This is a genomic window from Kordia sp. (assembly GCF_022447245.1).
Lineage (GTDB): Bacteria > Bacteroidota > Bacteroidia > Flavobacteriales > Flavobacteriaceae > Kordia.
Window position 1 is genome coordinate 14682 of record NZ_JAKVBC010000020.1, and the last position, 12738, is coordinate 27419.

Genomic DNA, 12738 nt, shown 5'->3' on the forward strand with positions numbered 1-12738 from the left:
TGAGATTGACTTTTTTTAAAATAAAGTTTTCTACATAATCTTATGGAAAATACTATTTTTACGCCATGATTATTACAGATACACATACACATTTATATAGTGAAGCATTTGATGAAGATAGAGATGAAATGATGCAGCGTGCTTTGCAAAATGGCGTACAACGTTTTTTTGTGCCAGCAATTGATTCAACATATACGGAACGTATGTTTCAGTTAGAAAAAGACTATCCAAATGAAGTGTTTCTAATGTCAGGATTGCATCCAACACATGTAAAAGAAAATTACAAAGAAGAACTAGCACATGTAGAAGCACTTTTGGCAGAACGAAAATTTTATGCAGTTGGTGAAATAGGAATCGATTTATACTGGGACAAAACCTTTTTAACAGCTCAGCAAGAAGCCTTTCAATATCAAATTCAACTTGCGAAGAATTACAAACTTCCAATCGTAATTCATTGTCGTGATGCTTTTGATGAAGTTTTTGAAGTACTTGAAAAAGAAAAAGACGATTCCCTATTTGGCATCTTCCACTGTTTTACAGGAACTCAAGAGCATGCCGAAAAAGCAATTGGGTACAATATGAAATTAGGAATTGGTGGTGTAGTGACTTTTAAAAACGGGAAAATAGATAAGTTCCTAAATGAATTTCCTTTAGAGCATATTGTTTTAGAAACAGATTCACCATACTTAGCACCAACGCCATACCGAGGAAAACGTAATGAAAGTAGTTATGTAATGAATGTATTGGGAAAAGTCGCTGAAGTTTATAACATATCAACTGACGAAGTTGCAAAAATTACGACTGAAAACTCAAAAGCAGTTTTTGGAGTTTAGAGTTAAAACTAACATTGAGAAATTAAGTTATAAATATTAAGAATCGTCACCAAGAACCATAACCCAATACCTAAAACCAACAGCATGAACCAACCAAAAATATTACTCATCTATACTGGAGGAACTATTGGAATGATCAAAGATTTTGAAACAGGTGCTTTGCGTGCTTTCAACTTTGATAAACTACTAGAGCGTATTCCAGAACTTTCACATTTAGATTGCGACATAGAAACGATTGCCTTTAAAGATCCTATTGATTCTTCTGATATGAATCCGAAATATTGGATAAAAATAGCAAGTATCATTGAAGAGCACTACAATAATTTTGATGGTTTTGTGGTGTTGCACGGAAGCGATACGATGAGTTATTCTGCTTCAATGTTAAGTTTTATGTTGGAAAACCTCGCAAAACCAGTCATATTCACAGGTTCTCAATTACCGATTGGAGATTTGCGTACCGATGCAAAAGAAAATTTAATTACGTCAATCCAAATTGCTTCTTTACAAGATGAAGAAGGGAATCCAGAAATTACGGAAGTTGGTTTATACTTTGAATACAAACTATACAGAGCAAACAGGACTACCAAAATAAATGCAGAACATTTTGAAGCGTTTGCCTCATTGAACTATCCTCCTTTGGCTGAATCAGGTGTGCATTTAAAAATATTTAAAGAAAACTTATGGCGTCCAGAGAAGGGAAAAGCATTCAAAGTTCACAAAGAAATAGATAATAATATAGCTTTAATCAAGTTATTTCCTGGAATAACAAGCGCAAGTTTAGAAGGTTTTTTAGCTTCTGATACGATAAAAGCCATCGTTTTAGAAACATACGGAGCAGGAAATGCGCCTACAGAAGCATGGTTTTTAGAATTTTTATACAAAATAAAGCGAAAAGGTATAATTATTGTAAATGTAACTCAGTGTTCTGGAGGTAAAGTGATCATGGGGCAATATCAAACTAGTGTTGCGCTGAAAAACCTAGAAATAGTAAGTGGTAACGACATCACAACAGAAGCTGCTATTGCAAAACTGATGTATCTTTTAGGTAGAAAAATGGACGAATCCACGTTCAAAACTGTCTTTGAAACACAAATTAGGGGCGAAATGTCCTAAAAATAACAGGATATATTTCAAAAACTAAAATATTTTTTGTTATTTGCTCGACGATAAAGAGAGGTCGCCGAGTGGTCGAAGGCGCACGCCTGGAAAGTGTGTATGCGGCACAACCGTATCGAGGGTTCGAATCCCTTCCTCTCTGCATAAAAATATCGTACATTATTACAAAATTTTTATATCTTTAACCCGATTAACTAACAAAATTTAAGTTCAAGAGAAATGAAAAAAGGATTTTCTATTATGGCTGTAGCCATGTTAACGATTTTAAATGTAGGTGTAGCATCAGCTCAAAATGATGCAGCAGCAGACGCTGATCAAGGTATTCACCAAATATTAAAAGAATACTTCATCAAAGGTGGACCAGAGTTCATGGGAATTGTACTGTTGTGTTTGATCTTAGGATTGGCAATATGTATCGAAAGAATCATCTACTTAAATATGGCAACAACTAATAATAAAAAGTTATTAGCAAATGTTGAGAATGCATTAGCAAGTGGTGGTGTAGAAGCTGCTAAAGAAGTTGCTAGAAATACAAAAGGACCTGTTGCGTCTATTTTCTACCAAGGATTAGACCGTATGGACGAAACAGTTGACAATGCTGAAAAAGCAGTTGTAGCTTACGGAGGTGTACAAATGGGACAATTAGAAAAAAACGTATCTTGGATTTCTTTATTCATCGCAATTGCACCGATGTTAGGATTCATGGGAACGGTAATTGGTATGATTCAAGCCTTCTCTGATATCCAAGCAGCAGGAACAATGGATGCATCGTTAATTGCAGGTTCTATTCAGGTAGCATTATTAACAACAGTATTCGGTCTTATTGTAGGTATTATACTTCAAATTTTCTACAACTATATTATTGCTAAGATTGATAGTATTGTAAACGATATGGAAGATTCATCTATTTCTTTAATAGATTTATTGGTTCGTTACAAGAAATAATACTATCAACTTTTTACAATACAATATATTATGAAACAATTAAAAATAATATTAACAGTTTTAATCGCTGTGATTGCACTTGTAGGAGTTATCCTATATATCACGATCCTTTCTGGTAAATCTACAGGAAATGGAATGATTGTTGCGGGAGAAGTATTAGTTCCTATAACAGCTGCTGTCGCATTGTTCTTTGGGATTAAAAATTTGGCTACCAATCCACAAGCATTGAAGAAATCGTTAATCTCATTGGCAGTCTTTGCAATCATCGCAATATTATCATACGTTGCAGCTAATGACGCTATGACAGAAGTAGGTGATATAACAATTGATGCAACTAGATCAAAATTAGTAGGAACAGGTATTTACATGTTCTATTTCTTAGCAGCAGTTGCTATTTTGGCAATGGTTGGATTTGGAATCAAAAAAACACTTAACAAATAATTATGGGAAGAAGAAACATACCAGAAGTGAATGCAGGTTCAATGGCTGATATCGCATTCTTACTTCTTATCTTTTTCTTAGTAACCACTACTTTTGAGCAGGATGAAGGTATTACTAGAAAGTTACCGCCAATTCCGCCTGAAGGAGTAACGCCACCAATTATCAAGCAAAAGAACTTATTTACAGTATTAGTAAATAAAAACAATGATCTTTTGGTTGAAGAAGAAGTTATGGATTTGAAAGATTTGCGCCAAGCAGCAATCGATTTCTTAGATAACGGTGGAGGAACTAACGAAAAAGGAGAGCCATGCACATATTGCCAAGGAAAGAAAAATCCTGAATCATCGGATCATCCTAACAAAGCAATTATATCTGTGCGTAATGACAGAGAAACAGAATATGCAACATTCATTTCTGTTCAAAATGAGCTTGTAGGAGCATATAATTTCCTTAGAGATAGAGAAGCTGTAAAATTGTTCGGTAAGGATCGTTCATTTACTAAAATGGATTCTATATTATCGCACCCGCAAACAACAGATGAAAACCTTATCGAGGATCTAAAGGATAAAATGAAGACAATAAAGGACATGTATCCTTTAAAGATATCTGAAGCAGAAACTAGTAATTAAAACGTAGCGATTATGTCTAAATTTAAAAAGAAAAAAAGTGGTGAACTGCCACCAGTATCTACAGCAGCTTTGCCTGATATTGTATTTATGTTATTATTCTTCTTCATGACGGTAACTACGTTTAAAAAGGATGATTACAAAGTAGCTCAGAAGTTTCCTTATGCAGATCAAATACAAAAGCTAGATAAAACAGATCCAGTTATATATATTTATGCAGGGACACCAAGTAAAAATTATCAGAAGGATGTTGGATCGCAACCAAAAATTCAGTTGAATGATAAATTTGCGGATGTTTCTGAAATCAAAGATTATTGGTTCAATACGTTAAATACTGACTTAGGACCAGAATTTAGAAATGTTGCTATTACTGCTTTAAAAGTAGATGGTGAAACAAACATGGGACTTGTAGCTGATATTAAGCAGAATCTTCGCGAGATTAATGCGCTAAAAATTAACTATACTACCAGAAATGGTAATTCTAGTAAGAATTTTGAAAAATAGAAGATCTTAAATTTATAAAAAAAAGCACTCTGTATAGAGTGCTTTTTTTGTATTATCTTGCTATCTAATTAATACTATTATCTTGTTAAAATAGAATCGAATGAAGCATATTGTTATTGGAATTTTAGTGTTGCTAGGGATGCAATTTGGGTTTGCCCAAGAAGAAGCAATTCAAGATACAATTCCAGATGATAAGTATCGAGAAGATCAATTTTACATTGGATTTACCTATAATATTCTTCAAAATCGTCCCAGTGGTATTTCTCAGAACAATCTCTCTAACGGAATACATATAGGTGTTATTCGTGATTTTCCTATTAATAAGAAAAGAAATAAGGCAATTGGAGTAGGTTTAGGATATTCATACAATTCTTATTTTCACAACCTAAAAGCATTAGAAACTGCTAATGGAATTACATATCAGGAAATAGAAAGTAGTGAAAGCTTTAAGCGCAACAAATACCGAACACATGAAGTTGAGTTGCCAATTGAATTTCGTTGGCGTACCTCTACAGCTACCGATTATAAGTTTTGGCGTATTTATGGAGGATTGAAATTTGGCTATATCTTCTCAGGAGTTTCAAAGTTCATTAGCAATAGTGAAAAGATTAAGTTTCAAAACAAAGATATAAACCGTTTTCAATACGGACTTACGCTAAGTGCAGGATATAATACGTGGAATTTTCATTTGTATTATGGATTAAACAAACTCTTTAAAGATGGTACTATGACTGTAGACGGCGAGCAGTTTGAGATGAATACCATCAAAGTAGGTTTGATATTTTATATTTTATAACCAATCATACATCACTAATACTTGCGGAATAGCTCCAATAAAGAAACCAATAATTAATTCTATAAATGTATGCGCTTTTAAATACAATCGTGAAGTGCCTACAAGTCCAATCATAAAAATAAGTATGCTTAAGGCAAAGGTGATATTGAGTTGATACGTAATACTCAGTACAATAAAAAACAGTACCAAACCAGCCATTCCCATTATATGCATGCTCGCTTTTACGCGAAACAATACAAGAATTAAACAAGCAATAGAGGAAATTAAAGTTGCTAGAAAGAAATCGTGCAACTCAGCAAATAAAGATTTTGAAATTACTTTTGTAATCATTAAAAACAAGAGTAACACATATAAATACAGTGGAATTCTCCGTTGTTTTACATCTTTCACAAAAATAGAATCAATCAGTCGAAAACGTCGTAACAGAATAAATGTTAAGATTGGGATAAAGATGGTGAAAATAGAAACGGTAACAGAAACATCAATTTTAAAATTAAAATCATACAAGCGCGGTGTGACTAAGAAAAAGCCAACTGTTGCCATCACAGGGATGAAAATGGGGTGAAATATGTAGGATATTACCTTGAGAAAAGTACGCATCTATATTTTCTTTCGTAATCGTGCCACAGGAATATCTAACTGTTCTCTATATTTAGCTACAGTTCTACGCGCAATCGGATACCCTTTTTCTTTGAGAATAGTTGCTAACTTTTCATCGGTCAATGGTTTCTTCTTGTTTTCCTCTTCGATAACTGTTTCTAAAATCTTTTTAATTTCCCGAGTAGAAACATCTTCTCCTTGTTCATTTTTCATCGATTCAGAGAAAAATTCCTTAATTAATTTAGTTCCATACGGCGTATCTACATATTTGCTATTTGCTACACGTGATACGGTAGAAACATCCATATTGATCATATCGGCAATATCCTTTAAAATCATTGGTTTTAACTTGCGCTCATCGCCTGTAAGGAAATATTCTTCTTGATAATGTAAAATGGCATTCATTGTTACCAAAAGTGTCTGCTGACGTTGTTTAATGGCGTCTATAAACCATTTTGCGGCATCTAACTTCTGTTTAATGAACATCACAGCATCTTTTTGCGATTTTGTCTTTTGACGTGTATCCTTATAGCCTTTCAACATATCGTTGTATTCTTTAGATACATGTAGTTCTGGAGCATTTCGTCCGTTAAGCGTCAATTCTAATACGCCTTCAACGATACGAATGGTAAAATCAGGAACAATGTGTTCAATAATTTTTGTATTCCAGCATAAGAACCACCAGGTTTTGGATTTAAACGTTCAATTTCTAAAATGGCATCGCGCAATTCTACTTCGGTAATATCAAACTTCTGTAAAAGCTTTTTGTAATGTTTCTTGGTAAAATGCTCAAATGATTTTTCTAAAATAGCAATTGCCATTTCAATAGAAGCTGTTGGTTCTTTTCTGCGTAATTGAATTAACAAGCATTCTTGCAAATTTCGCGCACCAACTCCAGCAGGATCTAACTCATGAACAATATGTAAAATCTTCTCAATGTTTTCATCTGTCGTAAAGATGTTTTGTGTAAATGCTAAATCATCCACAATATCTTCCAAAGGTCTTCGGATATAACCACTTTCGTCAACACTTCCAATCAAAAACTCAGCGACTTCACGATCTTCATCGGAAAGCCTGAAGGTATTTAATTGATTTTTTAAATGCTGATTAAAAGATGTTCCAGAGGCATACGGAACGCTCTTTTCTTCATCATCGACACTATAATTATTAGCTTGTAAACGGTAATTAGGAATTTCGTCATCGCTCAAATATTCATCTACATTGATATCTTCAGCAGAAATAGTTTCATTTCCGTAATCGTCATCATAATCATTTGACAAATCGGAATCAAACTCATCTACTTGCTCTTTTCCGCTATCTAATGCAGGATTTTCTTCCAGTTCTTGTTTCAGTCGTTGTTCAAAAGCTTGTGTAGGCAATTGAATCAATTTCATCAACTGAATTTGTTGTGGAGATAATTTTTGAGATAATCTAAAGTTTAATTGTTGTTTAAGCATAGTTTTTTGTGTAAAAACACGTGGTTGTCGTTGATTGATTATTTTCTTAGCAATATATCACTGCTCGTATATTGAGTAGATGGCTTTTCCGCCACCAGTTTGCATATTCATAGTCCGTTTTCCTTTGATAAATCGTTTAGTTATGCGGTCAATTTCATACGTTCCTTCTGCTTTATTCTTCTTTAGCATTCCTCCAAAACCATCAATATCCATGGTTACATCTATAAAAATTTTATCTTTCGTAATATCGTTTACGGTATACGTAAATTTTATTTTTTGCGATGCTATCAATGGATTCGTTGTGTCATAACTCCATGTAACTCCTACTGCCAAATCTTCTTTAGGAAAACTCATTGTAGGTACAGTTGTGTATTGTTCTACAATTGCTGTATCAATAAATAAAGATGCATCCTTAAACGTTGCACTTTTAATCAAATTTCCATACTTATCTAAAGTAAAAGTAAATTCCTGATCTAAGTATTGCTTTATGTCATTATACATTTCCAATTCGGTATCGCTCATTTTTTTGGTATTGTTTAATGCTTTTACAACTTCGGTGTCTACATTTTCTTTCTCTCCAAATAAGTCAGCTTTGTATTGCATACGTTTCACTTTTCCTGTAAACACAAAACTGCTATCACTTTTGATCTCATCCAATCGAAATTGTACTTCATTCTTATCTTCAAAGAATCCCATTTTGTTGGCTTTTGTATTGGTTCCAAAAACCAAAGTTTGCATGAATCCTTTTTCAAATTTTAAAGTCGAACTGACCTTATCAGTACTTTTTGAAGTACAGCCTACCAAAAATAATACCATTATTAGGCTTAGAAGGAAACTTTTTGTCAAAAAATGGTTTTAGCATTACACAAATATAACAAACTTCAATGGTAATGACAGGTGTGAACTAAAATAATAGGAGGGGAATTCCTGTCTTTAGAAAAAGTAGGAAAAGATCATTTTTGGGGAATAACACCCTTTTAAGAAACTTTAAAAATATAAATCTTTAAAAATTAAAACCGTTAAAGTGAGCTGATATGAATACTGTGCAAAAAATGAAAAGAGATTATCTTTCAAAACATATTGTTGTTAAACTTATACTTTTTACAAGCTGTTATTTGTTTTCTTTAGGAAATATGCACGCTCAAAAAAGAGATTTTTTAGTTGTAGAATATTTACAAAAAACCCGAAAGTTTGCTTACGAAAATAAACGCGATTCTACCATTTATTATATGCAGAAAGCTGAGAAGAAAGCTTTAGGGAATCCTGACGAACTTTTTAGAGTATATAGTCGTGCAGGTATGTATTTTTTTAGAGAAGACTTTAAACTGGATTCTGCACGTGTATACTTAAAGAAAATGCAAAAACTGCTCCCAAAGATACAAGATGATGTGCTCAAAGCTAAAGTATATAACAAAACCGGATATTTCTTTTTTATAGATGGTCAGTTGGGAAAGGCGTATGAAGCATTTCGTAAGGCATTAAAAATTAACTTTAGTGAAGGCACATTTTTAGATGCAGGAGTGTTGGCAACAACCTATATCCGTATGGCACGATTGTATGCGAAATTTTCATTGTATGCTGAAGTATTAGATTTTGCTGAAAAAAGTATCACGCTTACTAAAAATGAAAAAGGTGTAGATAGAGTTTCTGTGTATCGGCAAATTGGTTGGATTCAAAAAAAGATGGGTAATTATTATGAAGCATTAAAATTTTTAAAAGATGCAGAACGTATCAATAAAAATAACCATAATAAAACAAAACGTGATAGGTATGGAATTATAATCAAACGAAATATCGCAGAAGTGTATTATGAAATAGGAGATAAAAGAAAGTCGCTAAAACTGATTTTAGAGAGTATAAAAGATGCAAAAAAAGCAAAAGTTAGAAACATTGATATGAGTCTTTATTTGCTATTGTCTAAACTGTATAACGACCAAGGAAATTTTAAGGAGGCTTTGAAAAACGGATTAAAAGCATACGATATTGCTGTGGTAAGAGATCTTCCCGGAAAACTAGCAGCAACGACCAAACAATTAGAAAATATATATGAAAATATGGGAGATAGTGATTTAGCATATTATTATGTAAAAAAATACAATGACGCGAAGTCACGAGTAGAAAAAGAAGAAGGGAAGTCTGCATATTTAAAAGAAGAACTTAAGATTGCGAAACGTGAATTTGAAGAAAAGATGCAAGCCATAGAGTCAAAAGCAGAAATGGCAGAATTGAACACACTTTTAATAACAATGGCATTGATAATGTCTATTGGGTTTGGATTTCTTTTTTACCGAAGAAAAAAGATTGTTTTTTTACAGCAAATCGCTAAAAAGGAAAAAGTAAAGTATAAAATTCAACAACAGTTGAAAGAAGAAAAAGAAAAAGTCATAGCAAAAGAAGAGGAGTTAAAAGTGTATATGAAAATGCTTTCCGATGATTCAAATACAAGTGTAAAAAATCTCAAAGAAGTAAAAAGAATATTGAATGAATTACGTGATTTTAAAATTTTAACCGAAAACGATTGGACAGGTTTTAAATCTATATTTCAAAATGTATATCCTAACTTTTTTAAAAACTTTAAAATACGGTCCATTAATTATTCACAAGGCGATTTAAAGCTAGCAGCGCTTGTTCGGTTAAACTTTAACACTAAAGAAATTGCCGAAATTTTAGTCATATCGCCTGATAGTGTTCGTAAAAGTAAATACAGACTTCGCAAAAAAATGAATTTTACTTCCGAAGAAGAATTACAAAAATTTATTCACGACTTATAGTATGTCCTGTTTTTGTCTCAGTATAGATATTGAGTAGGTTTTATAGTGTATTTGTCACGTTTATGTCTTGTTGTTTTTTCGTTTAAAAACGAGCACGATTCTAATTTTGAAGTGAGTAATTGAAAAATCGCTTTCAAAGTGTTCAATGTCGTTTCTTATGGCATATTCACAAACACAGGTTAGATTTGGGAATTTAGTTTTAGGTGTTTTAGAAAGCGGTTTTTTTAATCTTCAAAAATTAGTAACCGTTAAAATCATTTTAGTATGAAAAAACAAAAAGTAAATCTAAAACGCTTGACATTGCATAAGAAAACAGTGTCTAGCTTGCATCAAAACCAAGTTTCCGGAGGAGTGCCAAGATCATTAGGTTGTCCAGGAGGAATGAGTGTTATTTTAAACTGCACAACAACACAAGATCCTACACCTCCATTAATTACTATTGATCCTGAAAAGGAACTTTGTAGAACTATTCTCAATTCATGTAAATCGTACTGTCCATTTTGTTAAAAGGCAGCATTGTAAACTTTTAAATTATATTTTATGAAAAAAGAAAGATTCAAAGTAAGAAATTATCCTTGCATAAAAATGCAATTGCTGATGTGAACGCAAACGCGATTCAAGGAGGAACTATTGGAACAATTATCACATTGTTAGAAACGCGATTAGCTATCATTTGTACAACAACAACCGCTACAAATACGGTAACTTAAAGAAAAACAGTTTGTGAAATTACCTGTATAGAATGCCCGACATATAATATAATACTATGTCCAGGAACAATTGTCAAAACGACACTTTGTTTAGGCAATAAAAAAACCGTCAAGCTACACTTGACGGTTTTTAGTTTCCATTAAATTTTTATTTTTAAAACGCTGCGTTTTGTGGTGTTCTTGGGTAAGGAATTACGTCTCTAATATTGCTCATTCCTGTAACAAACATTACCAAACGCTCAAAACCAAGTCCGAAACCAGAGTGTACAGCTGTTCCGTATTTACGTAGCTCTAAATACCACCATAATTCTTCCTCAGGAATATCCAAAGCTGCCATTTTTTCTTTTAAAACATCCAAACGTTCTTCACGTTGCGATCCGCCGACAATTTCTCCAATTCCTGGGAACAAAATGTCCATAGCACGAACTGTTTTTTCATCTTCGTTTAAACGCATGTAAAATGCTTTGATGTTTGCTGGATAATCAAATAAGATTACTGGACACTTAAAGTGTTTTTCTACCAAGAAACGCTCGTGTTCACTTTGTAAATCTGCGCCCCATTCATTGATTAAGTATTTAAACTTCTTCTTTTTGTTAGGTTTCGAGTTACGTAATATCTCAATCGCTTCCGTATAACTTACACGTTTAAAGTTGTTATCAATTACAAAACGCAATTTCTCTGTCAAGGTCATTTCATTACGTTCTGCTTGTGGCTTTGACTTATCTTCTTTGACTAAACGTTCTTCCAAGAATTTTAAATCATCTGGATTGTGTTCTAATACATAACTTAGTACAGACTTCATAAAATCTTCTGCTAAGTCCATATTTCCTGCCAAATCCATAAAAGCAACCTCTGGTTCAATCATCCAGAACTCAGACAAGTGACGTGATGTATTTGAGTTTTCAGCTCTGAATGTTGGTCCAAATGTATAGACTTTACCTAAAGACATCGCATACGATTCTGCTTCTAACTGTCCAGAAACAGTCAAATTTGCTTCCTTTCCAAAGAAATCCTGCGAATAATCTACATTTCCATCTTCATCTAATGGTGGATTCTTAGGGTCTAATGTTGTAACTCTAAATGTTTCTCCTGCACCTTCTGCATCACTTCCAGTAATAATTGGTGTATGCATATAATAAAATCCATTTTCGTTGAAATATTTGTGTATAGCAAACGATAATGACGAACGCAAGCGCATCACAGCGCTAAATGTATTGGTACGTGTGCGTAAATGTGCTTGTTCACGTAAAAATTCCAAACTATGTCTTTTAGGTTGCATGATCGTTTTTGAAACTTCTTCTGGATCAGCATCACCTAAAATTGTAATCTCTGTTACTTGTACTTCTACTTTTTGCCCTTTTCCTTGACTTTCTATCAATTCTCCTTTAATGGCAACAGAAGCACCAGTTCCGATACGTTTTAAAATATCTTCATTGGTATTTTCAAAATCAACAACACATTGAATATTATTTATAGTTGATCCATCATTTAAAGCAATAAAACGGTTTGCTCTAAACGTTCGTACCCAACCTTTTACAGTAACTTCCTGTAGCAATGTTTCTGAGTTTAGTAACTCTGCGACTGTGTATGATTTCATCTTTTAAATATTTTAGGCGACAAATATAATTCATTAGTGAAAACTTACGAAACGAGCTACAACAATTTTTTACGGCTAACTGATATGATTACTAGTAAATTCAAATTGAGAGAAGTACTAAAAATAAAAATGAACAGATGATAAAGACATAGAGTAAAATTGCTTTTAAAAGATGGTATATTTTGTACGAAGAGTATGTTTTTCTTATAGGAGAATTCAGTAAAGCGTAAAAATACCTTAAAATAAAAGGGTATTACCCAGTAAAAAGGGGATTTTTCCCCTTGTCCAAACGCTCAATCTTGACATATATTTGTCATGGCTATTAATCAATTGTAATCTTAA

13 protein-coding genes, 1 tRNA gene and 1 pseudogene are annotated in these 12738 nt (G+C 33.0%); 11 read left to right on the top strand and 4 right to left on the bottom strand.

Going from position 1 to position 12738, the window contains the following annotated elements; genetic code table 11:
- The first annotated feature begins 65 nt into the window (after window positions 1-65).
- The 8 genes from MK119_RS14090 (at window position 66) to MK119_RS14125 (ending at window position 5261) form a co-directional block, all read left to right on the top strand.
- Entirely contained in the window at window positions 66-833 is a 768-nt protein-coding gene (locus MK119_RS14090) for a TatD family hydrolase (protein WP_290679959.1), read from the top strand.
- Between the two features lie 84 nt (window positions 834-917).
- Window positions 918-1946 carry an asparaginase gene (locus tag MK119_RS14095; protein ID WP_290679961.1) on the top strand — a complete coding sequence of 343 codons (1029 nt, stop codon included), beginning with the start codon at window positions 918-920 and terminating at the stop codon, window positions 1944-1946.
- A 57-nt stretch (window positions 1947-2003) separates the two neighbouring features.
- Window positions 2004-2091, top strand: a tRNA-Ser gene (locus MK119_RS14100).
- Between the two features lie 77 nt (window positions 2092-2168).
- Complete coding sequence (locus tag MK119_RS14105; protein ID WP_290679962.1) at window positions 2169-2894, top strand: MotA/TolQ/ExbB proton channel family protein; 726 nt, start codon at window positions 2169-2171, stop codon at window positions 2892-2894.
- A gap of 30 nt (window positions 2895-2924) precedes the next feature.
- Window positions 2925-3335 (top strand): hypothetical protein, encoded by a 411-nt coding sequence (locus MK119_RS14110; protein ID WP_290679964.1) that lies wholly within the window; start codon window positions 2925-2927, stop codon window positions 3333-3335.
- 2 nt (window positions 3336-3337) lie between these two features.
- Window positions 3338-3964 carry a biopolymer transporter ExbD gene (locus MK119_RS14115; RefSeq protein ID WP_290679966.1) on the top strand — a complete coding sequence of 209 codons (627 nt, stop codon included), beginning with the start codon at window positions 3338-3340 and terminating at the stop codon, window positions 3962-3964.
- 12 nt (window positions 3965-3976) lie between these two features.
- Window positions 3977-4465, top strand: coding sequence for a biopolymer transporter ExbD (locus MK119_RS14120; protein WP_290679968.1), 489 nt, complete (start codon window positions 3977-3979; stop codon window positions 4463-4465).
- 100 nt (window positions 4466-4565) lie between these two features.
- The gene (locus MK119_RS14125) at window positions 4566-5261 is read left to right on the top strand and encodes a porin family protein (protein WP_290679970.1); all 696 of its coding nucleotides are present in this window, start codon (window positions 4566-4568) and stop codon (window positions 5259-5261) included.
- Here the strand turns inward: MK119_RS14125 and MK119_RS14130 are convergent.
- The 3 genes and pseudogenes from MK119_RS14130 to MK119_RS14140 all read right to left on the bottom strand — a co-directional run bounded on the left by MK119_RS14130 (window position 5256) and on the right by MK119_RS14140 (window position 8056).
- Window positions 5256-5861, bottom strand: a complete 606-nt coding sequence (locus tag MK119_RS14130) for a phosphatase PAP2 family protein (protein WP_290679972.1) — start codon at window positions 5859-5861, stop codon at window positions 5256-5258. The genes MK119_RS14125 and MK119_RS14130 overlap by 6 nt on opposite strands.
- Window positions 5862-7318, bottom strand: a pseudogene (rpoN, locus tag MK119_RS14135) (RNA polymerase factor sigma-54). It lies immediately after the preceding gene.
- A 57-nt stretch (window positions 7319-7375) separates the two neighbouring features.
- Window positions 7376-8056: a hypothetical protein gene (locus MK119_RS14140; RefSeq protein WP_290679974.1), complete on the bottom strand. Its 681-nt coding sequence runs from the start codon at window positions 8054-8056 to the stop codon at window positions 7376-7378.
- 314 nt (window positions 8057-8370) lie between these two features.
- Here MK119_RS14140 and MK119_RS14145 point away from each other — a divergent pair, with 314 nt between their 5' ends.
- From MK119_RS14145 to MK119_RS14155, 3 genes are all read left to right on the top strand, one after another.
- Window positions 8371-10089, top strand: a complete 1719-nt coding sequence (locus tag MK119_RS14145; protein WP_290679976.1) for a hypothetical protein — start codon at window positions 8371-8373, stop codon at window positions 10087-10089.
- A gap of 264 nt (window positions 10090-10353) precedes the next feature.
- Window positions 10354-10596, top strand: a complete 243-nt coding sequence (locus MK119_RS14150) for a class I lanthipeptide (RefSeq protein WP_290679978.1) — start codon at window positions 10354-10356, stop codon at window positions 10594-10596.
- Between the two features lie 68 nt (window positions 10597-10664).
- Window positions 10665-10799, top strand: coding sequence for a hypothetical protein (locus MK119_RS14155; protein ID WP_290679980.1), 135 nt, complete (start codon window positions 10665-10667; stop codon window positions 10797-10799).
- Window positions 10800-10953: 154 nt separating this feature from the next.
- On the opposite strand, the gene asnS is transcribed toward MK119_RS14155, so the two are convergent.
- Window positions 10954-12396 (bottom strand): asparagine--tRNA ligase, encoded by a 1443-nt coding sequence (gene asnS / locus MK119_RS14160; RefSeq protein WP_290679982.1) that lies wholly within the window; start codon window positions 12394-12396, stop codon window positions 10954-10956.
- Between the last annotated feature and the right edge of the window lie 342 nt (window positions 12397-12738).